Origin of the sequence: Streptomyces sp. P13-3-3 (assembly GCF_050571355.1) — a bacterium.
In the GTDB taxonomy this organism is placed as follows: domain Bacteria; phylum Actinomycetota; class Actinomycetes; order Streptomycetales; family Streptomycetaceae; genus Streptomyces; species Streptomyces althioticus.
In genome coordinates this window covers 1,340,500-1,365,974 of the sequence record NZ_CP192228.1, presented here as the reverse complement: position 1 = coordinate 1,365,974, position 25,475 = coordinate 1,340,500, and the positions used below count along the sequence as shown (strand labels likewise).

General features: G+C 69.6%; 15 protein-coding genes and 2 pseudogenes. 5 read left to right on the top strand and 12 right to left on the bottom strand.

What is annotated here, in order from left to right; all coding sequences use genetic code 11:
- Positions 1-72: 72 nt before the first annotated feature.
- Positions 73-645 carry a hypothetical protein gene (locus ACQZOG_RS06140; RefSeq protein ID WP_193467483.1) on the bottom strand — a complete coding sequence of 191 codons (573 nt, stop codon included), beginning with the start codon at positions 643-645 and terminating at the stop codon, positions 73-75.
- A gap of 29 nt (positions 646-674) precedes the next feature.
- Entirely contained in the window at positions 675-8,459 is a 7,785-nt protein-coding gene (locus ACQZOG_RS06135) for a ricin-type beta-trefoil lectin domain protein (RefSeq protein WP_430741868.1), read from the bottom strand.
- A gap of 514 nt (positions 8,460-8,973) precedes the next feature.
- On the opposite strand from ACQZOG_RS06135, the gene ACQZOG_RS06130 reads away from it, so the two are divergent.
- Both ACQZOG_RS06130 and era read left to right on the top strand, forming a co-directional pair.
- Positions 8,974-12,144, top strand: coding sequence for an FG-GAP-like repeat-containing protein (locus ACQZOG_RS06130; RefSeq protein WP_193457000.1), 3,171 nt, complete (start codon positions 8,974-8,976; stop codon positions 12,142-12,144).
- Positions 12,145-12,244: 100 nt separating this feature from the next.
- Positions 12,245-13,198 (top strand): GTPase Era, encoded by a 954-nt coding sequence (gene era / locus ACQZOG_RS06125; RefSeq protein ID WP_037643817.1) that lies wholly within the window; start codon positions 12,245-12,247, stop codon positions 13,196-13,198.
- 9 nt (positions 13,199-13,207) lie between these two features.
- Here the strand turns inward: era and ACQZOG_RS06120 are convergent, their stop codons facing one another.
- Both ACQZOG_RS06120 and ACQZOG_RS06115 read right to left on the bottom strand, forming a co-directional pair.
- The gene (locus tag ACQZOG_RS06120; RefSeq protein WP_058917875.1) at positions 13,208-14,518 is read right to left on the bottom strand and encodes a GH1 family beta-glucosidase; all 1,311 of its coding nucleotides are present in this window, start codon (positions 14,516-14,518) and stop codon (positions 13,208-13,210) included.
- 58 nt (positions 14,519-14,576) lie between these two features.
- Positions 14,577-14,693: pseudogene (locus ACQZOG_RS06115) on the bottom strand (protealysin inhibitor emfourin); the annotation flags it as partial.
- Here ACQZOG_RS06115 and ACQZOG_RS06110 point away from each other — a divergent pair.
- Positions 14,693-16,156 (top strand): annotated as a pseudogene (locus ACQZOG_RS06110) (RHS repeat-associated core domain-containing protein); the annotation flags it as partial. The pseudogenes ACQZOG_RS06115 and ACQZOG_RS06110 sit on opposite strands and share 1 nt — an antisense overlap.
- A 454-nt stretch (positions 16,157-16,610) precedes the next feature.
- Entirely contained in the window at positions 16,611-17,243 is a 633-nt protein-coding gene (locus ACQZOG_RS06105; protein ID WP_191881549.1) for a hypothetical protein, read from the top strand.
- A 98-nt stretch (positions 17,244-17,341) separates the two neighbouring features.
- Here ACQZOG_RS06105 and ACQZOG_RS06100 read toward each other — a convergent pair whose 3' ends face one another.
- From ACQZOG_RS06100 to ACQZOG_RS06090, 3 genes are all read right to left on the bottom strand, one after another.
- Positions 17,342-17,821, bottom strand: coding sequence for a hypothetical protein (locus ACQZOG_RS06100; protein WP_191881548.1), 480 nt, complete (start codon positions 17,819-17,821; stop codon positions 17,342-17,344).
- Between the two features lie 143 nt (positions 17,822-17,964).
- On the bottom strand, positions 17,965-18,318 hold the full coding sequence (locus ACQZOG_RS06095) for a cytidine deaminase (RefSeq protein WP_191881547.1): 354 nt from the start codon (positions 18,316-18,318) through the stop codon (positions 17,965-17,967).
- 37 nt (positions 18,319-18,355) lie between these two features.
- The gene (locus ACQZOG_RS06090) at positions 18,356-19,255 is read right to left on the bottom strand and encodes a helix-turn-helix transcriptional regulator (RefSeq protein ID WP_191881546.1); all 900 of its coding nucleotides are present in this window, start codon (positions 19,253-19,255) and stop codon (positions 18,356-18,358) included.
- Positions 19,256-19,364: 109 nt separating this feature from the next.
- Here ACQZOG_RS06090 and ACQZOG_RS06085 point away from each other — a divergent pair, with 109 nt between their 5' ends.
- Positions 19,365-20,810, top strand: coding sequence for an MFS transporter (locus ACQZOG_RS06085; RefSeq protein ID WP_191881545.1), 1,446 nt, complete (start codon positions 19,365-19,367; stop codon positions 20,808-20,810).
- Here the strand turns inward: ACQZOG_RS06085 and ACQZOG_RS06080 are convergent.
- From ACQZOG_RS06080 to ACQZOG_RS06060, 5 genes are all read right to left on the bottom strand, one after another.
- Positions 20,772-21,140 carry an MmcQ/YjbR family DNA-binding protein gene (locus tag ACQZOG_RS06080; RefSeq protein ID WP_430741350.1) on the bottom strand — a complete coding sequence of 123 codons (369 nt, stop codon included), beginning with the start codon at positions 21,138-21,140 and terminating at the stop codon, positions 20,772-20,774. The genes ACQZOG_RS06085 and ACQZOG_RS06080 overlap by 39 nt on opposite strands.
- Positions 21,137-22,447: a hemolysin family protein gene (locus tag ACQZOG_RS06075; protein ID WP_403257129.1), complete on the bottom strand. Its 1,311-nt coding sequence runs from the start codon at positions 22,445-22,447 to the stop codon at positions 21,137-21,139. Before ACQZOG_RS06075 ends, ACQZOG_RS06080 begins: the two co-directional genes overlap by 4 nt.
- Entirely contained in the window at positions 22,444-22,941 is a 498-nt protein-coding gene (ybeY, locus tag ACQZOG_RS06070) for an rRNA maturation RNase YbeY (RefSeq protein ID WP_024888363.1), read from the bottom strand. The genes ACQZOG_RS06075 and ybeY overlap by 4 nt, the downstream gene beginning before the upstream one ends.
- 12 nt (positions 22,942-22,953) lie before the next feature.
- Positions 22,954-24,024, bottom strand: a complete 1,071-nt coding sequence (locus ACQZOG_RS06065) for a PhoH family protein (protein ID WP_051724555.1) — start codon at positions 24,022-24,024, stop codon at positions 22,954-22,956.
- Between the two features lie 229 nt (positions 24,025-24,253).
- Positions 24,254-25,399 (bottom strand): carbohydrate kinase family protein, encoded by a 1,146-nt coding sequence (locus tag ACQZOG_RS06060; RefSeq protein WP_033275814.1) that lies wholly within the window; start codon positions 25,397-25,399, stop codon positions 24,254-24,256.
- Between the last annotated feature and the right edge of the window lie 76 nt (positions 25,400-25,475).

Here is a 25,475-nt window from a genome sequence, read left to right as displayed (position 1 = left end):
CACACACCAGCCCGACGGGACGCCCGCGGAACAACCGGTACACAGCGCTTCCGCCTCTGGAAGAGCACGAACTCACATGGATGAGGTCAGACGCGCTATAGCCTCTCTCGTCCGCCGATTTCCGCTTTCGGCGATTGCAAGGACATTCCCTTGCGCGACAGGATCAAAGCTGGCGAGACCCAGCAACGTCCTGATTTGATCTGACAGCTCCAAACTCTCCAGATGGGTCAGTTCAGGAGCAGTCCCGGCAGGGATGAAAACAGCCGCGCTCCGCTCATTGCTCTCGTCAAGGAGTTCATCAAGCTGCTGGTGGATATCCAAACTCAGGGTGGAGCACCAGTCCGACCACTCAGCGGCTTCCTCCTCACCGTTTCCCTCAAGGAAACGAAGCACCATTTCGGACGCCATTGAGTGGAGCTCACCGATTTTCTCAGGATTATCCGCGAAGCGTTCATCGTCAAGGTTGTCACGGAGCCCTTCAAGGAGCCCGCGCAACCTTCCGGGCAGGTTCTCCGGATCCCATTCCCCCAGACCGGCGACTGTCTCAGACGGCTCGCTTGAGACATCCCAGCGAAGGATGGGAAGTACCCGATAGAGGCACATGGCACCTGAGACAAGTGCAGTTTCCGTGGTGGTATCCGCCAACAGGCGAGTCAGAGTCTCGTGCGAGACCTCTACGGCTTCCAAAACATCCTCCGCGGCGAGTTGCTCTTGCTACTCCGGAACTCAGGGCCGCCTATGGTAACCCCTTGTCCGGTGAGCAGAGGTGTACATCTGGACCAGCACACGCCTGTCGACGTGCCTCCCTCGATGATGTCCCACTTGCCATCGAGAGCCTCGATGATCGACTGCTCCGCATGACCCTCGAGCTGGACGAAGATCTCGCCAGGCCGCAACGAGTTGTTCTTCTTCCAGCCTGTCGGCATGTAGGTCTTGTTGCTGGCCACCCAAGTTTCCACACGACTGGGGTCGGCGACGTTTCTCACGCGCACCACTGCCGTAGTGCCGCTCCAGCCGGCTTCCGACTGCAACTGGGTGGCGCGCTCCATCAGTTGCCGAGCACCGGCTTCTGTACCGCCGCAGTTGTGTACGAGGACCGGAGTGGTCCCTGCCTGCACGTAGTACGTGTGGGTGTCGCTAACGGTGAGGTTGTGGACGGTCGTGCCCGGTGTCGTCCAGCGTTGGATCGCGGTGATCTGGACGTGCGTGCCGGCGCTCGTTCGGAGCCACTGGCCGGGCTGGAGGTCGGTGGCGTCGAGCCATTCGCCGAGTTCGGGGACCCAGAAGGGGTGGCCGTCGGTCGCGGTGACCTCGGCGGTTTCCTCGCCCTTGTCGCCGTCGGTGTCGATGACGACCTTGACCAGGTGCTTGAGGCCTTCGCCCTTGATCTCGGCGGTGACCGTCTCGATCCGGGTCTCTCCGGTTTCGGGATCGGTGGCGACTACCTTGTCGCCGGCCTTGACCTCCTCGATCGGCTTCGTCGTGCCGTCGGCCATCAGGACCTTGGTGCCGGGGACGAAGCTGTTGCCGACGGGGCAGGAGCCGCCGTCTCCGCCGTCGGCCTTGCCGGAGTCGCCGCTGCCGCTGCTGCCGCCCTTGCTGCGGGAGGAGCCGCCTGAGTCGCCGCCCGGCTTGGAACCGCCGCCCTTCGAGCCGCCTCCTGAGCCCTTGCTGACCGAGGACGCCTTGGGGGCAGCCTTGGCCTGGGCCTGTTTCTGGACGGGGTTACCGGTCTTCTTGGTCTGCGCGACCGCCTTGTCCGAGGTTCGTTTCGCCTGCTCCGCGGCCTTCTTCTTGGCGCGTTGCGCGGCTTCCTTCTTCGCCTTCTCGATGGCGGCCTTCTTGGCCTTCAGCGCCGCCGTCTCGGCCGCCTTCGCGGCCCTCAGGACGGCCTCGGCCGCCTTCTTCGCCTTGCGGAAGGCCTGGATCGCGTTGATCGTGCGGTCGATGGCCTTCAGGACGCCGGGGATCTTGCCCGCCTTGAACCACGGGATCGCACCCAGGACCATCCCGGCGCACGACCACATGTCACCGCCGAAGCAGGCCATCGCGTCGTTGATGCCGATGAAGTCCTTCAGCGTGGACCACGCCGCGCCCAGGATCACCGAGGACAGCGACTTGCCCATGGTGGCCTGCGCCTGCGCGACCTGCGCCGCGGACAGACCCGCACCCGCCAGGGCAGCCGCCCGCTCCGAAGCGGTCAGACTGATGGCCAGACCCGTCGGGTCGGACATCGTCACCGGGTTGTTGTGCGCGTAGGCGTACCCGTTGGACTGCAGCAGATCGTTCAGGTCCAGCACCGGGTCGGCCGACAGGAACCGTCCCACCACCGGGTCGTACAGACGCGCCCCCAGCGGCTGATAACCGGAGGAGTCGTCCCGGGTGGCACCCAGGAAACCCGTGTGCGCCTGCAAGTTGGCGCCGGTCTCGCCCGCACCCCGCTGGTTGCCGAACGGATCCTGCTTACGGACCCGCACCGACATGCTGCCGCCCAGCACCACCTCCGCATACGTACTGCCCTGATGATCACCGGCCAGAGCGACCAACTGGTCCGAGCCGTTGCCGTACGCGTACCGCATGACCGCGCCACCCGGTGCGGAGTAGGTCCGCTGGGTGTTGACCAGGACCCCGCCACGCTGGACGGTGACCTCGGCCTCGCCCAGGTGCAGCGTGGCCTGCTTGCCCTTGATGGTCAGCAGCTGCGCGCCGTCGGGACCGTAGACGTAGCGGGTGTCGTTCTGCGGCGACCACTGCTGCTCGGGCTTGCTCGCGTCACAGGTGGCGAGGACCACCGGGGTGGCGCTGGCGGAGTTGGCGCCCTGGACCGCCAGGCACAGACCGGAAGCGGCGTGGATGAGCTGGGCGGAGGCGTTCCGCTTCAGCTCCTGCGCCGACGAGCCGTTGCACTTCTGCAGCTGGACCGCCGCGCCGGCCGTGTTCGAGGCGGGCTGGACGCACCAGTCGTCGTAGACGGTCAGCGTGCCCCGGTCGGGGTCGGTCTGCGCCGCTCCCGGAGCGACGGCGAACCGCCAGCTCTGCGCCACGGAGGTGTTGCAGCTGTAGAGCTGGATCGGCTGCCCCGCGACGGCGTGGCCGCTCTTCAGGTCCAGGCACTTGTCGGCCAGTCCCACGTACGGGGTCTTGCCGCCGGTGCCCTGGCCCTTGATGCGGTCGATCTTGCCGTCGTAGGTCCAGCTCAGCTCCTGCTTGTCGCCGTTCTCGACGGAGGTGACGGACTTCGTCTCGCCGGTCAGCTCGTAGAGCCGCTCGGCCTCGGCCTTGACCTGAGCGCCTGCCGGCGTGGTGTAGGTCTTCGACACCTTGGTCAGCGTGTGCGGCTGCGTGCCGTCGGCCTTGCCGTAGGCGTAGGTGGTGACGGCGTCCTTGGCGGTGGTGCCGCCGAGGTCCTTCTCGGTCAGCTTCGTCCGGTTGCCGAGCAGGTCGTACTCGTACTCCTGCCAGTAGCCGGAGTTGTCCTCGCCGGCCGCCACGTTCAGTGTGCCGTCGCCGTTCTTCGGACCGGCGCAGGAGGTCTGCTCCTTGGCGGTCCAGGCCGTCTTCAGCTGGCCCAGCGGGTCGTAGGTGAAGCACTGACGCTCGGCGATGCCGTCCGAGTGCTCGCGGATGGAGGTGACGTTGCCGGCCGGGTCGTAGGTGTACGACCGCTCGGACACGAGGTGGCCGCCGACGAGCGTCTTGTCACCGGCCTGCTCACGGTGGACGGAGTGGCTCCTCAGCTCGCCGCTGCCCTCGTCGAACGAGGCCGTCGTCCAGACCCGGTACGGGTGCGCGCCCAGCGCGGAGCGCAGCACCTGGCCGTAGGCGTCGTAGACCGTGTCGGCGCCGTACCAGTCCTTGCCGGAGACCGACAGGGGCTTGCCGTCCTTGTTGTAGCGGACGACGAGCTTCTCGGCGTCGAACCGGCCGACCGCCGGGAGCGAGGCCTCCTCGAGGGCGCCGGTGTCGTCGTAGGCGTAGGCGTACTTGTAGGAGGTCTTGAAGCCCCAGGTGTCGGCCAGGGACTGCGGAAGGGCCAGCGTGGTCGAGGTCGGCTGGTAGTCCTTCGTGTAGCCGTCGACGGTCTGCGTGTAGGCGGCGCCGTCCGTGTAGCGGGTGGCGGTGGCGGGCATGCCCGTGCCGCCCGGTGACGTGTCGTAGCCGAAGGTGGCGAGCAGCTTGCCCTCGGGACCGTCGAGGCGCTGCTCGACCGGCCGGGACAGCACGTCGTAGCCGTTCCACAGGGTGACGCCGCGGGCGTTCCTGGTGGTCAGGACCCGGTCACGGTGGTCGTAGGTGGTCCGCGTGGTGCCCGCGTCCGGGTCGCTGGCGGTCACCTGCCGGCCGCGGTGGTCGTACGTCCACGTCCACGGGTGGGCGGTGTCGGCGGAGTTGACCGCCTTCACCAGCTGACCGTGTCCGTCGTAGGTGTAGCGCATCGACGTGAAGCCGCCGGGCGCCTCGGTGTTGAAGGTGTCGACCCGGGAGGTGCGGCCGAGCGCGTCGGTGTAGACGCGGTAGGAGGAGGCGCCGGAGGGCTGGATGACCTTCGACCAGTCGGTGCCGTACTCGTAGCGGACGGCGCGTGCGGGGACCGGCTCGGAGCTGGACTCGCCGGTCTCCGGGTCCTCGACCTTCAGGTACGGCATCTCCTGCACCACGCGGCCGAGGCCGTCGTAGCTGTACCGGGTGATGTTCGGGACCGTCGTGTCGGCGAGCGGGGTGAACAGTTCGCCGGTCTTGGCCTCGTGGGTGAGGTAGGCGTTGTTGGTCTGCCAGACCTCGCCCGAGCTGTTGTAGAGCGTGTCGGTGATCAGGTGTCCGCCGCCGTCGGCCTCCTCCTGTGTCTGCCGCTCACGACCGAGGCCGTCGTAGAGGACCACGGACGTCTCGACGTGGTCGTCCTTGGAGCGCGTGTAGGTGGTGACGTACGGGGGTTTGCGGTCGGTGTCGTCGGGGTCGTACTTCGGGATCGTGTAGACGGCCCGGAAGTCCGGGACGGTGGAGGGGGACGGCGTGCGACCGGGGCCCCACGCCTTGACGAGCCGGCCCAACGGGTCGTACTCAGCCTGGCTGACATGGCCGTTGGCGTCCGTCGTCTTCAGAGCCGTCGCACGGCCGGGCTCCAGTTCCTGTGTCTGCTTGTGACCCTTGGCATTGGTCTCCGTGACCCGGAACACCTGGCCGGTGGCCGGGAAGTACTCGATGGTGCCCGAGTTGCCGTCGGCGTCGCTCTGCTCCACCACGCGGCCGATCGCGTCGAACTTCGAACCGCCGTCGACCTGGAAGCCGGTGCCGTCGCCGTTGAGCGACCAGGTCCTGGTGGCCAGTCCGCGGGTCGAGTCGGTGAGCGCTGCACCGTAGGACCCTTGGTCATACGCGGTGCGGGTACCGCCGCTCAGCGTGGACAGGTCGCCGAAGTCGGCGTCCGCGCAGGTCGTGGGCGAGACCAGGGCCTGCTTGGTCAGGCCGATGAGGTTCTTGCCGGTGTGGTGCAGGTACTCCAGCTTGGTGCAGGACTCGTCTCCGGACCGGCCGGTGTCGCCGAGCGACTCCACGAGGGTGGGCAGACCATGGGTCGCCTCGAACGTGGTCCTCGTCCGGACGACGCGCTGTGTGCGGGTGTCGTCGCCGGTGCCGGAGGACTTGGTGTACGCGATCTCCTCGGGCTCGGTGACCCGCCACGCGATCAGCGGGCTCAGCCCGTCACCGCGGTCGCGTCGGCCCAGCTCGGTGGCGGCGGGCACGGTGACGCTGCGGGACAGCCACTCGGTGTCGGCGTCCGCGGCGCTGGAGTAGGTAAGTTCCTCGGCGATACGGCCGGCGAACGGCTCACGGTCCTTGGCGATCTCCGTGCCGGTGATGTCCTTCACCGGCACGTCGTCGCCCATGCCCCGGAAGTAGCGGGTGACGGCCTTGGAGCGCTTGCTGCCGACGGCCGGCTCGTCCGTGCCGGTGATGACGGTGGTCTGCTCGAAGCCCGCGAACTGTGACCAGGTGCGGGTGGACTTCTTGGTGAACTCGGCCTCGGCGAGCTTCCAGCCCGCGTTCTTGTACGTGTACGCGGTGCGGGTCGAGAAGGTGCCGTCGACGTTGGGCAGTTCTTCGACGGACTCCACGACATACTTGTGGAACCAGTCGATGTCCTCGACCTCGGGATCGGGGTGCCAGAACTGGGGGTAGCACAGGCGGGAGTTGGACTTCAGCGCGGCGGTGTCCTTCTTGCCGGGCAGTCCGGTGCCGGTGGCGCAGTCGCCCGTGGGGGCCTTGTAGGTGACGACGGTCTCGCCGCCGTACTCGTTGATGACGCGGGCGACGCGCAGGCGGGAAAAGCCGGGACGCGGGTCGTCGGGACGCATGACCCGGTTGGGCATGTCGTCCATGTTCGGCTCGAACCGCACCGCGTTCAGGGTGACGCTCTCGTCGCTGGAGCCGTTGCGGGCGTACCCGGTGCGCTGGATCGACTCCAGCCACAGGGCTGTGTTGGGGCCGGTGCGCAGGACGGGGAAGCTCTGCTTCAGCGTGTACCGGTCCACCACCTGGCGGGCGTCGGTGTCGGTGCGCCGCTGGGCGGAGGTCTGAATCTCCGTGAGGAGCTTGCGGGACCAAAACGTGGGTCCGGCGTTCCAGCACTTCTTTCCGGCCTCGCACCGCAGGTCGGCCGGAGTGTCGTACCAGATGCGGTACTTGCCGGGGTCCTTGTCGGTGAAGTTCTCCTCGGAGCAGGTCAGCGAGCCCTCGGCGAAGCAGCGGTCCTCGACCTTGAAGGTGACGCGCGCCGGGGCGGGCGCGGAGAAGATGTTGTCCCTGCGCTGGCCGTAGTCGATGCGGGTCAAGTACCCGTCGCGGTCGTAGACGACGGGGGACTTGAAGTTGAAGTTGCGGGCGTAGTAGTTCTGGTCGCTCTTCCACCACAGGGACATGGCGTTGCCGTGTACGTCCTCGACGTAGTCGAGGTTCCAGCGCCACGCCTGCGTGCACCCGGAACCGGCCCAGTCACCGGCCTTGTAGCAGTCCTCACCCGGGTGGTTGCCGTACACCGGGACGGTCAGCACCGAGTCGGTGACCGGCTTGCCCTGCGTGTGACCCGGCAGCTTGTTCAGCCCGAAGTGGTAGCGGGTGCCGTCGCGGGTGGTGACGACCCAGTACTCGCCGTTCCTGGCGCGGTTCTGGGTGGCGGGGTCCTCGATGCGCTCGATCTTGGAGCCGTCACCGTTGGCGGTGAACCATTTGCCCTGGTCCTTGTCCCATACCAACTCGGTGGTCATGCCGCCGAGCGAGAGAGTGGCGTTCTCGGAACCCCAGCACAAGTCCGCCGTGCGATGGGTGGCGTTGTTCGACCCGGCCTTCTTGGAGTCCTGGCGGCAGTTGGCGTAGGTGCGGGTGATGGAGCCCGGGTTGTAGTCCCAGCCGTCGCCGATCCAGGAAGCCTGGTTGTTGGTGGCGGAGGTGCGTCCGTCGACGGTCTGCGAGGAGTAACTGAGGGCGATCCGCGGCATGAGGCCGCCCGCGGTCTCCGGGACCGGTACCTGGTAGGCGTAGGTGAAGGCGCCCGAGGAGGCGCCCGCCGACCAGGAACCCGCGGACAGCAGCGGGGTCGCCGTGAAGTCGCCGGCGGCCGAGGCGCCGGTGTCCATGGCACCGATGACCCGGGAGCCGGCGGAGTCGGCCGCCTGCACGACGTCGGTGCGGGCGGAGGCGGTACGGGCCGAGGCGCCGGACGCGGTCGTGGGACTGCCGGCCGTGCCGTCGAGCAGTTCGGCGACCGGGACGGAGCCGGTCACGATCGTGTGGGTGGTGGCGTTCCTGGGTGCCTCGGCGTCGGTGGGCGCCTCCTTCGCCGGAACCTTCTCCACCGTGCTGCGCAGCTGCTCGGGGCCCTCCGCGTCGGTCCGGACCGACATGGTCCGTGCCCCGCTGTCGCCCGCGCACTCGCCCTCGTCAGGGGTGAGGACGCAGTCGGGCAGGAGCACCAGGCCGAAGCGGTCGGCCGCCTGAGGGCCGTAGAGGTCCGCGAAGGAGGTGGTGTCGACCGCGATCGCGATCTGCGCCTCCGGGTCGGCCGTGGCCGGCGGGGTGACCTCCATGATGAGGCCCGCGACGCCGGCCTCCTGGGACACGGACGGTCCCGCCAGGTCGACCGTCCACTCACCGGCGATCGCGGCGGGGTCGGTACCGTCGGGCACTCCGAGCGCCACGGGCAGGCCGTTGGTGACAGGGACGGTGCTGCCCGGCTCGGCGTCCTCGGCCAGGGTCGCCGTGCCGGTGTCCCCCTGCCAGGGGGTCACCGCGGTCGGCTCGTAGGGGTCGACGGGGACCTCGGGAGCGGTGGTGAGGTTCTTCTCGGCCTCTTCGTCACCGTCGACCGGCGTGATCTCCGGCAGCTCCGGGAGGTCGACCGATCCGCGGCCCATGCCCGGGCCGGGGACGGCCCATGCCTCCGCGCTGAGGCTGGTGACCATCAGCGCCGAGGACAACAAGAGGACGGTCGCCGCACGGCCTTGCCGGCGACGCCGTCGCTGTGACTCCGTCGAGGCCGGGCGTCTGCGCCACGGCCAGGACAGGGGACCTTGAGCACGCATGCGCGTCGACTCCCACCCAGGCGATACGAATGTGTCCGCACCCTCCGTCATGGGCCCCTCACGCATCAACAGCGATCCCGTCGCGTTGCGTCAACTTCTGTGATCTGCACCACGGTTGAAGTGGTGTCAGACCCTTCCCAACTGCGAGGTCCGGGCGAATCTCCAGGGACCCACACGCATCGGCGCACAAGCGGTGATCAAATGCCGCACTTCCGACCTGGCGCCAGTCGATCGCATGCAGCCACAGAAAGGTCATCACGAAGTCATAACTTCTTCACAGGTGGACGTTCTGTGCACATCGTGTGATCGTTTGCGCGCCCGTGCCCCGTGACCTGCGTCCCGGGGCTGTCCGTGCTGCCCTGTCCGCCTGGTCCACACGGGAGTGACCGCCGCCGTGTCCGCGCCGCCTCGCCTCCTCAGCCCGTTCGTGCGCACGCGCACCCGGCTGAGCCTCACCCTCGGCCTCGTCCTGGCCGCCCTGACCGCCGCCCTCCTGCCGTGGTGGCTCCCCGACGACACGTCGGCGCCCCGCGCGGAGGGCACGACGGACGCGAAGCCGGCCGCCACCGGCCCCCGTGACGAGGCCGCCGCTTCCGCCGAGGCGCGCAGCAGCCGCAAACCCGTCCTCGTCGATACGGCGACCACCGCCACCTCGCAGACCTGGGCGCTGCCGGACGGCAAGCTGCGCACCGACATGACCGCGTTCCCCAAGCGTGTGAAGAATGCCGAGGGACAGTGGGCGCCGGTCGACAACCGACTTCGGCGCACCGGCGACGGCCTGGGCCTCCGCCCGGTGAACCCCCCGGTGCCGGTACGCTTCTCCAGTGGCACCGCAGGCGGGAAGGACCGCGCCGACCGCTCCTACACTCGCCTGCCGCTGGCCGATGGGACCGGAGCCGGGGAAACGGTCCTGGCCGAGACGGTCCTCGACGGGCACACCGTCTCGTACACCTGGCCGGGCGTTCTGCCCGAGCCGGTGCTCGACGGGCCCCGGGCGCTGTACCCGGAGGTGCTGCCGGGCGTCGACCTGCTGCTGGTCGCACGCGAGGAGGGCGGCTTCGCCCAACTGCTGATCGTCAAGACGCGCGAGGCCGCACAGAACGAGGCGCTGGCCAAGGTGTCGTACGGCCTGCGGTCGGAGACTGCCACGTTCCACCACAGCGACGGCTCCAGCCACGTCTCGATCCTCGACGAGGCGGGCCGGGAGGTCGGCGCCGTCCCCACACCGTTCGGCTGGGACTCATCGGGCCGTGACCCCGAGGCGGAGCCCGGAGTGGCGCCGCGCACCTCTGTCGCCACGTCGGCCGACGTGTTGAAGCTGTCCGGCCTCAGCGGCATCGAGCCGGGCGCGCGCCAGGACCGGATGCCGATGCGGCTCCTGGGCGACGGCACCGGCGAGGCCCGCATCGACCTGGGGCTGGGGAGGACCGGGCTCCTGACCGACGCGGACACTCGCTTCCCGGTGTTCGTCGACCCCACCATCAACCCGCGGTGGAAGGCCTGGACGGTGGCGTACAAGCCGTACCCGAACAGCAGCTTCTGGAACGGCACCAACTTCAGCTCCGGCACCTCCGACGCCCGTGTCGGCCACGAGGACGACACGAACGGCACCGCCCGCTCCTTCTGGCGCATGGAGTTCGACAGCAGTCTGAAGGGCACGACGGTCTCCGACGCGAAGTTCAAGGTGCTCAACAACCACTCCTGGTCGTGCACCAAACGGCAGTTCCAGTTCTGGCTGACCGGGGCGATCTCCTCGGGCACGACGTGGAACAAGCAGCCGGCCTGGAGCAGCAAGGTCGATGAACTCTCCTTCGCACACGGCTACTCCAGTTCCTGCCCCGACGATTACGAGCGCTTCGACGTGACGGCGGCCGCTCAGAAGGGAGCGAACGCCGGCTGGTCCACGATCACCTTCGGCATGCGCGCCACCAGCGAGTCCGACACCTTTACCTGGCGCAAGTTCAAGGCGAACTCCGCCACGCTCAGCGTGACCCACAACCGCAAGCCGAACGAACCGACCGCCGGCAAGTCCACGCCCGGTGGCGCCTGCAAGGCCGGCCCGGGCGCGGGTGTGACCATCGGCAAGACGAACATCACCCTGTCGGCGAACGCGAAGGACGCCGACGGCAACCTGCGTGAGCTGCAGTTCCGCTTCTGGAAGGTGGGTGGGACGGTCCCGGCCGCCAAGATAGCCAAGCCGAACTCCAGCGGCACCGCCACGGTGCAGATCCCCGTCACTTTCCCTCTGGCGGACAAGACGACCTACTCGTGGGACGTGCGGGCGGTGGACACGGACAATGCGGCGTCCTCGTACTTCCCGCCGGGCAGCGAGCCTTGCCGGATCACCATCGACGCCACCGCCCCGCCGCAGCCCGAAATCGAGAGTGAGGACTTCCCCGAGGCCACGTCCGACGGGCTGACCTGGGCGAAGGCACCCTTCGGCACGAGCGGGAAGGTGACCCTCGTCTCGTCGGGCGCGACGAGGTTCCGCTACGCCATCGAGGGCCTGCAGTGGTTCGAGGCGCCGGCCTCCAGCGGCCGGGCGACCGTCACCCTGGCACCCGCCCACGCGGGACCCAACTGGTTGCTGGTCCACGCCTACGACGCCACGGGCAACCAGAGCGTGCGCACCGACTACGCCTTCTACGTACCGCCCAGGGACGAGGCCGATAAACCCTGGGACACCACGGGTGACGGCATTCCCGACCTGCTGATCGTGGACGCGGTTGGCAAGCTGATGAACTGCGTCGGCAGCGCGGGCGGCGAACTGTACGGCTGTCTCGGCGCCGCGTACACCAAGGACACCCGGACCGGGAAGACGAAACTGCATCCCGCGAACCACTGGTTCGACCCGTCCACCGGCAAGGCGGCACTGATCACCCATTGGGCGGACGCCTTCCCGGGTGACGGCACCACCGACCTGTTCGCGGTCACCCCGGACGGCAAGGCGTGGCTGTACCCCGGTGACGGCTACGGCAGCTTCGACGTCGGCGAGCGGATCGCGATCCGGCTGCCCTCGAACGCTCCCGCCCCCTCGACCTGGACGCAGATCAAGGCGGTCGGCGACATCACCGGCGACGGTCACCCCGATCTGGTGCTGCGGGCAGGCGCGGAGTTCTGGACGCTGTCCGGCTACACCGGAGGCACCTTCCGGGAGGCCACGCTGATGAACTCCGACGCCTGGGCCCGGCGGGACATCGTCAACGTCGCCGACATCAACGGCGACAAGACGCCCGACCTGCTGTGGCGCAACCTGGACAACGGCAACATGTACGTCCGGCACGGGCGGCCCGGGCCCGTCAGCGGCAGCGTCGACCTGGACTCGCTGAAACTGGCCGCCAACGCGCTCAACGGAGACGTGGGCTACGGCACCAACTGGTCGGAGGCGAACGTGGCGACCGCCCTGGGCATCCCTGACGTCAGCGGCGACGGCATCCCGGACATCTGGGCCCGCCTGCGCTCCGACGGAGCGACCCGGATCTACAACCCGTCCCGCGCCAGTACCGGAGCCGCGGTAAAGGTGGTCCTGAACGTGGACTGGAACCAGATCAAGGCCTTTGGCTGAGGGCCACGGCTACGTTCCCGGCGGGCTCGGGTCTCCCCTCGTGGGCGACCCGGGCCCGCCTTGGTCCGAGCCGCCCCGGCGATCAGGGAGAATGGGCGGCATGAGTGTTCGTACCCAGTCATCCGAGCAGCCGGCCGAAGCCGTTCACCGGGCCGGTTTCGCCTGCTTCGTGGGCCGGCCCAACGCGGGCAAGTCCACCCTCACGAACGCTCTGGTCGGGCAGAAGGTGGCGATCACCTCGAACCGGCCGCAGACCACCCGGCACACCGTGCGCGGCATCGTGCACCGGCCGGACGCGCAGCTCGTGCTGGTCGACACCCCCGGGCTGCACAAGCCACGCACCCTGCTGGGGGAGCGGCTCAACGACGTCGTGCGGACCACCTGGGCCGAGGTCGACGTGATCGGGTTCTGTCTGCCCGCCGACCAGAAGATCGGCCCCGGCGACCGCTTCATCGCCAAGGAGCTCGCCGGGATCAAGAAGACCCCCAAGATCGCCGTCGTCACCAAGACCGACCTCGTCGACAGCAAGGCGCTCGCCGAGCAGCTGATCGCCGTCGACCAGCTCGGCAAGGAGCTGGGCATCACCTGGCAGGAGATCGTCCCTGTGTCGGCCACCGCCGGCAAGCAGGTCGACCTCCTCGCCGACCTGCTGATCCCGCTCATGCCGGAGGGCCCCGCCCTCTACCCCGAGGGCGACCTCACCGACGAGCCCGAGCAGGTCATGGTCGCCGAGCTGATCCGCGAGGCCGCGCTGGAAGGCGTGCGCGACGAGCTGCCGCACTCCATCGCGGTGGTCGTCGAGGAGATGCTGCCGCGCGAGGACCGCCCCGCCGACAAGCCGCTGCTCGACATCCACGCGAACCTCTACATCGAGCGCTCCAGCCAGAAGGGCATCGTCATCGGCCCCAAGGGCAAGCGCCTGAAGGACGTCGGTATCAAGTCCCGCAAGCAGATCGAGGCCCTCCTCGGCACCCCCGTCTTCCTCGACCTGCACGTCAAGGTCGCCAAGGACTGGCAGCGGGACCCGAAGCAGCTGCGGCGCCTCGGGTTCTGAGACCCCGCCTCAGTCCCGCTGCTCCCGCAGCAGCGCGCGGTACCAGCCGTACGACGCCTTCGGTGTCCGCCGCTGCGTGTCGAAGTCCACGTGGACCAGACCGAAGCGGCGGCCGTATCCCTCCGCCCACTCGAAGTTGTCCAGCAGCGACCACACGAAGTAGCCGCGGACGTCCACCCCCGCCTCCACCGCCCGGTGCAGCGCGCGGACGTGGCCGTCGAGGTAGGTGATGCGGTCGGTGTCGTTCAGGCCCTCGTACGCGCAGCCGTTCTCCGTGATGACGACTGGGGGGAGGCGGTCGCCGTACCGCCCGCGAAAGGCGGTCAGGAGTTCCGTGAGCGCCTCCGGGACCACCGGCCAGCCGAAGTCCGTCACCGGGTATCCCTCCACATCCCGTACGAAGAAGGGGAGTTCGGCCGGCATCCGGACCCCGCCGAACTCGATCTCCGCGCCCTGGGGCGCACCCACCCGCGTCGGCGCGTAGTAGTTGATCCCGTACCAGTCGACCGGCTCCGCGATGGTCTTCAGGTCCGCCTCGACGTCGCCCGGCATCAGCTCCCCGATGCCCTCCGGGTAGCGGCCGAGCAGCACCGGATCGGCGAACAGCCGGTTCAGCAGCGTGTCGTAGAAGTCTGCCGCCGCCACGTCCGCCGCGTCGTCGGAGGCCGGCCAGGTCGGTCCGTGGGAGTTCGCGATGCCGATGTCGGAGGCCCCTGCCGCGCGCAGCGCCCGTACCGCCAGGCCGTGCGCCAGCAGTTGGTGGTGGGCCACCGGCAGCGCGTCGAACAGCAGCGTCCGGCCCGGCGCGTGCACGCCCAGCGCGTGCCCCAACAGGGTGTGCTCGGCGGGCTCGTTCAAGGTGATCCACTTCGTCACCCGGTCGCCGAGGCGCGCGGCGACCCGCGTCACGTGCTCCGCGAACCGCTCCGCCGTGTCCCGCTCCAGCCAGTCCAGGTCCGCCGGCAGGTCCCAGTGGAACAGCGTCGGCACCGGCCGCACGCCCGCCGCCAGCAGGTCGTCGACCAGCCGGTCGTAGAAGTCGAGCCCGCCCTCGGCCCGCACCCTCGGCCAGGACACCGAGAAGCGGTACGCGTCCACGCCCAGGTCCGCGAGCAGCGCCACGTCCTCGCGGTGACGGTGGACATGGTCGCAGGCCACGGCCGCCGTGGACCCGTCCCGCACCCGGCCCGGCTCGGCCGTGAACACGTCCCACACCGACGGCTCGCGCGCGTCGACGGCCCCCTCGATCTGGTGCGCCGAGGTCGACACACCCCACAGGAAGCCGACGGGAAAACGGGGGATCGGGTTCGTCGTCGCCATGGCCCGGATCATCCGCAGCCTGCCCGAGCCACGTCAACGCCCGTACTCGACAAGCTGGTTACGCACCCTCCTTCAGCACCCGCTGCTCCTCCGTGAGTCCGAGGTCCGCGCAGTACACCGGCGTGCCGTCCACCGTGATCCGGAAGCTGGGGCCGTCCGGGACACAAGCGGAGGGTCGCTCTGGCCGGTGATCATCAGGGCAGTACGTATGCGGAGGTGGTGCTGGGCGGCAGCATGTCGGTGCGGGTCCGTAAGCAGGATCCGTTCGGCAACCAGCGGGGTGCGGGCGAGACCGGCGCCAACTTGCAGGCGCACACGGGTTTCCTGGGTGCCACCCGGGACGACTCCTCCGGTTATCAGCCGCTGGGGGCGCGTCTGTACGACCCGGTGGTGGGACGGTTCCTGTCGGCCGACCCGGTGCTGGACCTGAACGATCTGCTGCAGTCCAACGGGTACGCCTACGCGCACAACAACCCGGTGACGATGTCCGACCCGACGGGTCTGGCCATCAGTCTGACCGCTTCGGAGCGGGCGGCTGCCCTGGCGGGTGCGGGTCTGTCCGCGGCGCAGGTCGCGCAGGCGCAGGCCACCATGGGCAAGTCGCTGTCCTCGGTGATCCTGGGCGCGGCGTGGTCCACGCTGAAGGACTTCATCGGCATCAACGACGCGATGGCCTGCTTCGGCGGTGACATGTGGTCGTGCGCCGGGATGGTCCTGGGTGCGATCCCGTGGTTCAAGGCGGGCAAGATCCCCGGCGTCCTGAAGGCCATCGACCGCACGATCAACGCGATCCAGGCCTTCCGCAAGGCGAAGAAGGCGGCCGAGGCCGTCCTGAGGGCCGCGAAGGCGGCCGAGACGGCGGCGCTGAAGGCCAAGAAGGCCGCCATCGAGAAGGCGAAGAAGGAAGCCGCGCAACGCGCCAAGAAGAAGGCCGCGGAGCAGGCGAAACGAACCTCGGACAAGGCGGTCGCGCAGACCAAGAAGACCGGTAACCCCGTCCAGAAACAGGCCCAGGCCAAGGCTGCCCCCAAGGCGTCCTCGGTCAGCAAGGGCTCAGGAGGCGGCTCGAAGGGCGGCGGTTCCAAGCCGGGCGGCGACTCAGGCGGCTCCTCCCGCAGCAAGGGCGGCAGCAGCGGCAGCGGCGACTCCGGCAAGGCCGACGGCGGAGACGGCGGCTCCTGCCCCGTCGGCAACAGCTTCGTCCCCGGCACCAAGGTCCTGATGGCCGACGGCACGACGAAGCCGATCGAGGAGGTCAAGGCCGGCGACAAGGTAGTCGCCACCGATCCCGAAACCGGAGAGACCCGGATCGAGACGGTCACCGCCGAGATCAAGGGCGAAGGCCTCAAGCACCTGGTCAAGGTCGTCATCGACACCGACGGCGACAAGGGCGAGGAAACCGCCGAGGTCACCGCGACCGACGGCCACCCCTTCTGGGTCCCCGAACTCGGCGAATGGCTCGACGCCACCGACCTCCAGCCCGGCCAGTGGCTCCAAACGAGCGCCGGCACGCACGTCCAGATCACCGCGATCGAACGCTGGACGAGCCTTGGCGCAACAGTCCACAACCTCACCGTCGGCAACACCCACACGTACTACGTGCTCGCGGAGGCCACGCCGGTCCTGGTTCACAACTGTCCGGCCAGGGGTGGCGCGACGCCTGGTCAGATCGGAGATCGAGGAGTCGATCAACTGGAAAGTGACGTAGTGGCCCAAGGGCACACTGTGGTGGGGCGAGAAGTCCATGCTCGTATACCGGGTACTAGGCACGCGAAGGGCAACTACCGCAAGTATGACCTGGTCACGATGAAAGACGGTTACATCTACCTGCACGAATCAAAGAATGGGCCCGGTGCTAATTACGAACCACACCAAAAGGCAATGGATGATCTCTTCACGGAGACGGGATTGATCCTCTATGGCCGGTACGCGAGGCGAGGAGGCATCGCCGGGTACCTGGACCCATCACGATTCGTGATCAACGTCGTCCATCAAGACGTATGATGTCGCAGCGCACGCACACCCACGCTCCCTGCAGGGTCATGCCGGGGCCAAGGCGTGCACTTCTCCCCTGGCCGCGGAGGTTGCCGCAGTGAAAAAGTCTGAGGTTTTCAAAGAGATTGCCAGCGCGATGAAGGCCGTCGGCTTCAGACGACGGGCTTCCAACTACGAGTACGTGCTGGATCTCGGGCATGGTTTCGAGGGGTGGTGCTCCTTCGCGGATCACGCCAAGCGTGGGAGCAGCAACCTGCTGGTGGCGACCTTTGCCGGAGTCCGCTGCTCAGCCGTCGAAGAACGTATTGCACGATGGTGCGGCGACGTCGTGCCTGGTTGGGATGGACGGAGCTACGTGGCCACGGTATCGGCAAACGTCGGCTACCTCAGGCCTGAAGCGCAGTGGTTGGAGCACCCCGTCGACTTGACCGGTGATGCGCCGGCCGAAAGCGCCCAGAGGAACATGCAGGATGTCACCGGCATCGCCCTCGAGTTCTTGCGTCGGACAGCCTCGTACCAGGGTGTGACGCAGGCCCTGATCACCGTGAAGGGGCAGATGCCTGATCGCCAAATCGAAAGACTTCCCCTCACGTATGCACTGCAAGGGGAGTACGAGAAGGCTCAGCACCACCTCAGCTTTATGCGAAAACTGGTGGACGACGAATCGTACCTGGCACCGCGATATCTACGTTACTTGGCTGGGTTCGAGGAAGAATTCCTGTCTATCTGATCGGCTCGCTTCTCGCCGAGGTGGCGGGTGGAGCGCGAGGACTGCTTCACAGGTCACCTGGGCCGGGCCGGAGTCCGGCCCAGGCCTGCCGGCCGACGTCAGTCGAACACGAACGGCCCCGGCGCCTGTGGCCCCGTCGCCGTGCAGGTGATCGTGATGAAGCCGAAGGCCGTCACCTTGAGGGTGCCGCCGTAGGCCTCCAGGGTGTCGCCGGAGGCGACCGTGCCGGGGAGGGGGCCCACCTCGAGGGCGTCGCCCGTGGACATCGCCGGGTTCTTCGTGCCCTTGAAGGCGACCGTGCCGCCGTCCGGCTTGACCAGCGTCAGTTCCGAGACCAGGGAGTCCTGGCCGAGGGAGACCGGCGCGGTGACCGACGAGGTGTTGAGCGTGATCGTCGCGGCCGTGCCGTCCTGCGTGGCCGTGAGGGTGGCGTCACCGCCGCCGTAGCTGCCGCAGTCGGCGTTGACGGTCGCCGTTCCGGGGTCGACGGCGGCGGCGGTGGGGGCGAACGCCAGGCCGCAGACGGCCAGTGCGCCCGCGGCCAGGGACAGACCTGTTCCGAGTCGCTTGCCTCTCATGGATTCCGGTCCCTTTCGTGTGGGGGGCAGTTGGGGGTCCGGACCCGCTGCGTGTCCATTGATGCGCGGGAGGCGCCGCGCGACAAGGTGGAGATCTGGCCTAACTACCGGAGGTAACAGCGGTGGGGTACGGGCGGGACGGTTCAGCCCGCCGTGACCGTCTCCCGCACCGTGCCGTCCGGCCCGGCCACCAGCACCGGCGTCTCCGCGCCGCCCAGGTCCCGTACGGCAGCGCGGTCCTCCGCGGAGGCCGACTCCGCGGACGTCACCACCGCGGCCGCCTCCAGCGAGGTCGCGCCGGACGCCACCGCCATCGCCACCGCCGTACGCAGCGCGCTGAGCTGCAGCGAGTCCAGGGCGACGGTGCCCGCGGCGTACGTACGGCCGGTCTCGTCGCGTACGGCCGCGCCCTCGGGCACACCGTTGCGGGCCCGGACGGAGCGGGCCAGGGTGACGATCTTGCGGTCCTCGGGGTCGAGGTCGGGAATCTCGGTCATGATCCGAGCATACGGAGCCCGCCCGTCACCGACCCGCTCACCCCGCCACCGGGTACATCGCCCCCCGCCGGCCCTCCGGCGAGGCCAGCCACTCCAGCTTCGCCGCGGTGTCCGCCTCGTCGAGCGGGGTGTGCAGCACGATGGTCAGGTCGGGCCGGGCCGGCACCCGCAGGGCCGTCGACTCCAGGCTGAGCAGCCCGACCAGGGGATGGTCGAGCTCCTTGCGGATCTGCCCGGCGTCCTCGATGTCCCGCTGCTCCCACAGCGCCGCGAACTCGGCACTGGCCTTCTTCAGGTCCGCGAGCACCTGCTGGAAGCCCTCGTCGTCCGGGTTGGCCGCGCAGGCGGCACGGAAGTGGGCGACGACCGTGCGCGCGTTCTGCTCCCAGGTGCGGGCGCGGGAGCGGTACAGCGGGTCGGTGAAGTAGTCGATGACGCAGTTCCACGTCGTCCCGGGCCGCATCCCCAGCACCGCCGCAGCCGCGTCGTTGTACAGCACGCAGTTGTAGTACCGGTCCATGATGTGCGCCGGATACGGCATCCACGTGTCGATCAGCCGCCGCAGCCCCTCGCACATGTCCCGGTTCGCCGGCTCCACCTCGGCGGCGGGCGGGTTCAGCCCGGCCAGCACGTACAGGTGGCGGCGCTCGGCGTTGCTGAGCCGCAGCACCCGGCCGACCGAGTCCAGGACCTGCGGGGAGACGGAGATGTCACGGCCCTGCTCCAGCCACTGGTACCAGGACGCGCCCACCCCGGCCAGCACGGCCACCTCCTCGCGGCGCAGCCCCGGCGTCCGGCGACGCGCCCCGCCCTCCGGCAGGCCGACCTCGGCCGGGGAGACCCGGGCCCGCCGGCTCATCAGGAACTCCCGCAGCTCGCTGCGGCGACGGTCCCGGCCCGACGACGCGCCCTGCGCCCTCGTGATCACATCCGGCACGTACGCACTCCCCCCGTGACGAACCCGCTGACGACGGTGCCTGGTGGTGGCACCACCAGAACAATCCGTGGCTCCCCACAACTATTCCGGGGGCCCGAGGCTCCTGTCCATGGCGATCGACACCACCCCGACCCCCGTGGCCGAACGGCGGACCGCCGCCCGGCTCTCGACACGCGACCGGCTCGTCCTGTTCGTGCTCTGCGCGGCCCAGTTCATGGTCGCGCTCGACTTCTCCGTCCTGAACGTCGCCCTGCCCGTGCTCGGCGCGGACCTCGGCATGAGCACCTCCGCCCTCCAGTGGGCGGTCACCGCGTTCGCCCTGCCGTCCGGCGGGTTCCTGCTGCTCTTCGGCCGCATCGGCGACCTCTACGGCCGCCGTCGGCTCTTCCTCTGCGGCCTCGCCCTCTTCGGCGCCGCCTCCCTCCTCGCCACCCTCGCCTGGGACCCGGCCTCCTTCCTCACCGGACGCGCCCTGCAAGGGCTCGGCGCGGCGGCCATCGTCCCGACCGGCATGTCCCTGCTGACGACGACCTTCCCGGAGGGCCCCGCCCGCGACCGCGCCCTCGGCATCTCCGGCACGCTGCTCTCGCTCGGCTTCACCGTCGGCATGGTGGCCGGCGGCGTCCTGACCGACCTGCTGAGCTGGCGCTCCACGATGGGCCTGCTCGCCCTGTTCGCCCTGGTCGTGCTGCCGTTGGCCCCACGCCTGCTGCCCGAGTCGCGGACCCCGGAGCGGCCCCGGCTGGACGTCCCCGGCGCGGTCGCCGTCACCGGCGGCCTGCTCGCCCTCATCTACGCCCTGACCACGGCCGCCGAGCACGGCTTCGGCCGTATCGACGTCCTCGTCGCCCTCGTCGCGGGTCTGGTGCTCCTGGCCGCCTTCGTGGCCGTCGAGTCCCGCACCTCGGCGCCGCTGGTCTCGCTGCCGATGCTGCGCCGCCGCACGGTTGCTTGGGGCAACCTGGGCGGTCTTGTCACCTTCTCGATGATGTCGACGGTGGTCTTCGTCCTGACCCTGTACCTGCAGGAGGTTCTGGGTCTGGGCGCCTTCGAGACCGGTCTGGTCTTCGGGGTGCAGGGCGTGCTGTCCGTGGTGGCCGGCTCCTGCGCGCCCCGCGTCATCGGCCGCTTCGGCGCCCGCCGCACCCTCGTCGGCGCGCTCGCCGGGCAGGGGGCCGTCGGGCTGTCGCTGCTGGCGCTGGGTGAAGGAGGCTGGTCGGTGGTCCTCGCCACCGCCGCCGTGTCCCTGGCCAGCATGTGCCACCTCGGCGCGATCATCTCCTACGGCCTGACCGTCACCTCCGGCGTCCCCGACGAGGAGCAGGGCCTGGCGACCGGCCTGGTCACCTCCACCCAGCAGGTGGGCATCACGGTCGGCATCCCGCTCCTCGGCGTGCTGGCCACCACAGCGACCGACCTGCGGACCGGCGTCCACACGGTGCTGGTCCTGGACGCGGTGATCGTGCTGGCGGCCGCCGTGCTGGTCGCGGTGGGGCTGCGGGTGGCCCGGGCGGAATCAGGGGCGGTCGAGGCGGAGACGGTCGGCACGCGGTAGGCCGGCCACGACGAGGTCGTACGAGTCCTCCACGAGCTCCCGGACGAGGCGGTCCGGGAGCTCGCCGGGGCCGCCGGACACCGTCACCGTGTTCCAGTGCCGCTTGTTCATGTGCCAGCCCGGGGCGATCAGGTCCGGGTGGTCGGCGCGGAGGCGGATCGCGTCGTCCGGGTCGCACTTGAGGTTGATCTTCAACGGGCGCGCGTCCAGGTTCGTCAGGGCGAACATCTTCCCCAGCACCTTGAAGACCGAGGTCTCCGGGTTGAAGGGGAACTCCTCCACCGCCGCGTTGAAGGACAGGCACAGGGCGCGCAGCCGCTCCGGGGTCATTCCTCCGGCTCCTCCTCGCCGGCCGGCGGCTTCGCCGGGCCCACCGGCTCCACCAGCACCGTCACGATCTTGTTCCGGCGTCCGGCCGCGGCCTCCGCCGTCAGCCGCAGCTCGCGGCCGTCCGGCAGTTCGACGACCGAGGACGCGCCCGCGATCGGCACCCGGCCCAGCTGCTTGGCGAGCAGCCCGCCGACGGTCTCCACGTCCTCGTCGTCGAACTCCTCCAGGCCGTACAGCTCGCCGAGGTCCGTGATGTCGAGGCGCGCGGTGACCCGGTGGCGGCCCTCGCCGAGGTCCTCGACCGGGGGCAGTTCGCGGTCGTACTCGTCGGTGATCTCGCCGACGATCTCCTCGAGGATGTCCTCGATGGTGACGATGCCCGCGGTGCCGCCGTACTCGTCGACGGCGACGGCGACGTGGTTGCGCTCCTTCTGCATCTCGCGCAGCAGGTCGCCGGCGTTCTTGGTGTCGGGCACGAAGAACACGGGCCGCATCGCCGTGGACACCAGGTCGTTCTCCGCGTCCCGGCTGATGTGCGTCTTGCGGGCCAGGTCCTTCAGATACACGATGCCGACGATGTCGTCCTCGCTCTCGCCGGTCACCGGGATGCGGGAGAACCCGGAGCGCAGGGCGAGGGTGAGGGCCTGCCGAATGGTCTTGTACCGCTCGATGACCACCAGGTCGGTGCGCGGCACCATGACCTCCCGCACCAGCGTGTCGCCCAGCTCGAAGACGGAGTGCACCATGCGGCGCTCCTCGTCCTCGATGAGCGACTCGGCCTCCGCGAGGTCCACCAGCGCCCGCAGCTCCGCCTCGGAGGCGAACGGGCCGTGCCGGAAGCCCTTGCCGGGCGTGAGGGCGTTGCCGATGAGGATCAGCAGCGAGGGGATCGGGCCCATGATCCGCGCGAGCGGCACCAGCACGTAGGCGGCGACCGTGGCCGTGTTCAGCGGGTGCTGGCGGCCGATGGTGCGCGGGGAGACGCCGACGGCGACGTACGACACGAGGACCATGATGGCGATGGCGATCAGCAGCGCCTCGGCGGTGCCGTCGAACTCGCGGACGCTGCCGTAGGTGATGAGCGAGGCGGCGGACATCTCGCAGATGATGCGGACCAGCAGCGCCACGTTGAGGTAGCGGGTGGGGTCGGCGGCGATCCGGGAGAGCTTGGCGCTGCCCCGGCGGCCCGACCGTACGGCCTCCTCGGCGCGGAAGCTGGAGACGCGCGCGATGCCGGCCTCCGCGCAGGCGGCAAGCCAGGCGACGACGACGAGCGCCAGCGCCCCCAGGACGAGTGGGGCGCTCATGAGACGGTCGGGGCCGGAGAGGGGCCGGTGAGGCCCTTTTCCGCGCGCCAGCCGTCCACGATGGCCGCCTGGAGGCCGAACATCTCGGCCTTCTCGTCCGGCTCCTCGTGGTCGTAGCCGAGCAGGTGCAGCACACCGTGGACGGTGAGCAGCTGCAGCTCCTCGTCCATGGTGTGCCGCGTCGGTGCTTCCTCGCCCTGCTTGGCGGCGACCTCGGGGCAGAGCACGATGTCGCCGAGGAGTCCCTGCGGGGGCTCGTCGTCGTCCTTGGACGGGGGCCGCAGCTCGTCCATGGGGAACGACATGACGTCCGTGGGCCCGGGCAGGTCCATCCACTGGATGTGCAGCTGCTCCATGGCGCCCGCGTCCACCACGATCACCGAGAGCTCGGAGAGCGGGTGGATGCGCATCCGGGCCAGTGCGTAACGGGCGATGTCGAGGATCGCCTGTTCGTCGACCTCGGTGCCGGACTCGTTGTTGACGTCGATCGACATCTGGTGCTCGGTCTACTTCCCCTTGTGCCCGGACCGGCCGCGGCCGCCCTTGTGGGTGCCGTTCTCGGTGCCGTGCTGGCTGTCGTACTTCTCGTACGCGTCGACGATACGGCCCACCAGCTTGTGCCGGACGACGTCGTGGGACGACAGCCGGGAGAAGTGGACGTCGTCCACGCCCTCCAGGATGTCCTGGACCTGGCGCAGGCCGGACTTGGTGCCGTCGGGCAGGTCCACCTGCGTCACGTCACCCGTGATCACGATCTTCGAGTCGAAGCCGAGACGGGTGAGGAACATCTTCATCTGCTCGGGGCTCGTGTTCTGGGCCTCGTCCAGGATGATGAAGGCGTCGTTGAGCGTCCGGCCGCGCATGTACGCCAGCGGCGCGACCTCGATCGTGCCCGCGGCCATCAGCCGGGGGATCGAGTCGGGGTCGAGCATGTCGTGCAGCGCGTCGTACAGCGGGCGCAGGTACGGGTCGATCTTTTCGTAGAGCGTGCCCGGCAGGAAGCCCAGCCGCTCGCCCGCCTCGACCGCCGGCCGGGTCAGGATGATGCGGTTGACCTGCTTGGACTGCAGGGCCTGCACCGCCTTGGCCATGGCCAGGTAGGTCTTGCCGGTGCCGGCGGGACCGATACCGAAGACGATGGTGTGCTTGTCGATCGCGTCCACGTAGCGCTTCTGGTTGAGCGTCTTGGGACGGATCGTGCGGCCGCGCGAGGACAGGATGTTCTGCGTGAGCACCTCGGCCGGGGTCTCCTGGCCGTCGCTCTCCCCGCTTTCGCTCGCCTTGAGCATGGCGATCGAGCGTTCCACTGCGTCCTCCGTCATCGGCTGACCGGTGCGGAGCACCAGCATCATCTCGTCGAACACGCGCGAGACGAGGGCGACCTCCGTGGCGTCGCCGACCGCGCTGATCTCGTTGCCCCGGACGTGGATGTCGGCCCCCGGGAAGGCCTTCTCGATCACACGCAGGAGGGAGTCGCCGGAACCCAGCACGGTCACCATGGGGTGCTGGGCGGGGACGGTGAACTGCACTCTCGCCTGCCCCTGCGCGGGGGTGTGAGCTGTGGGTGTCTGAGTCATGGGCCGGCTCTGAGGCCTGCGGTTCCTCCTCGTCACGGCCGCGCAGCTGAGGGCGGCCTCGCGACTCCCAGGGTACGACGGCGGGGTGACAAGCCCGTAGGCCTTTTATCCGACCGGGTGGGTGGCCCCGTTCGCCTTCTTCCCCGCCTGCGCCGTGGCACGCCCCCTCGTACGGTCACCGTCCGCGCCGTGGCACGCCCCCTCGTACGGTCAAGGGCGGCGCCGGGCGTCACGCCGACCTGCGGAACCCGATCGTCGGGACGGCCCGCCGCAGCGGCCACGGCCGCGCCGCCTCCTCCGGGACCAGCCCCGTCAGGAAGCCGTAGCGGCGCAGCGCGGAGGGCTCCTGGCTCTCGACCGACTGCACCCTGCGCCACCACCCGGCGATCTCCGCCCAGCCCGGCGCGGACAGCGAGCCGCCGAACTCCTGGACGGACAGCGCGGCCGTGAGCCCGGCGAAGGCGAGCCGGTCGGCCAGCGGCCAGCCCGCCAGCGAGCCGGTGACGAACCCGGCGACGAACACGTCGCCCGCACCGGTCGGGTCCAGCGCCTCCACCTCGATCGCCGGGACCGACGCGGTCTCCCCGGTGCGCCGGTCCACCGCGTACGCGCCCTCCGCGCCCAGCGTGACCACGACGACCGGCACATGCTCGGCGAGGGCGTGGGCGGCGGCGCGCGGGGTGTCCGTGCCGGTGTAGCGCATGGCCTCGGCCGCGTTCGGCAGGAAGGCCTCGCAGTGCCGCAGGTCGTGCAGCCCGGCCAGGTCCCACGCGCCGGTGTCGTCCCAGCCGACGTCGCCGAAGATCCGGGTGCCCTTGCGGGCGGCCTGGGCGATCCAGGGGGCGCTGCGGCCGGGGGTGAGGGAGGCGACGGCGGCGCGGGCGCGGGGCGGGCAGTCGGGCGCCGGCTCCTCGGGGGGCGGTTCGTGGCCGTGGGAGACCATCGTGCGCTCCCCCTCGTACGCCATGGAGACGGTGACCGGGGAGTGCCAGCCGGGGACCGTGCGGGACGGGGAGAGGTCGATGCCCTCGCCCTGCTCCAGCGCGTCCCAGCAGTACTCGCCGTAGTGGTCGTCGCCGAAGGCCGCCGCGAGGGACGTGCGCAGGCCGAGGCGGGCCAGGGCGGTGGCCATGTTGGCCACGCCGCCCGGGCTCGACCCCATGCCGCGCGCCCAGGTCTCGGTGCCGCGCACGGGGGCGCAGTCGAGCCCGGTGAAGACGATGTCGAGGAAGACGGTGCCGGTCAGGTAGACGTCGCAGGCCGGGTCGCCCGGGCCGCGCAGGGCGGCGAGCGGGTCGATCTGGGCCGGGCAGGGCGGTCCCGCGACGGGTTCCCTCCCGGCTCTCCCGCCGTTCCTCTTCCCGGTGGACGCCATCTCGGTGCGCTCCCTGACGTGGTGCGGTTTCAGCCAGTGTGCACCACACCGCCGACAGGGAGGCGGCCGTCAGGCC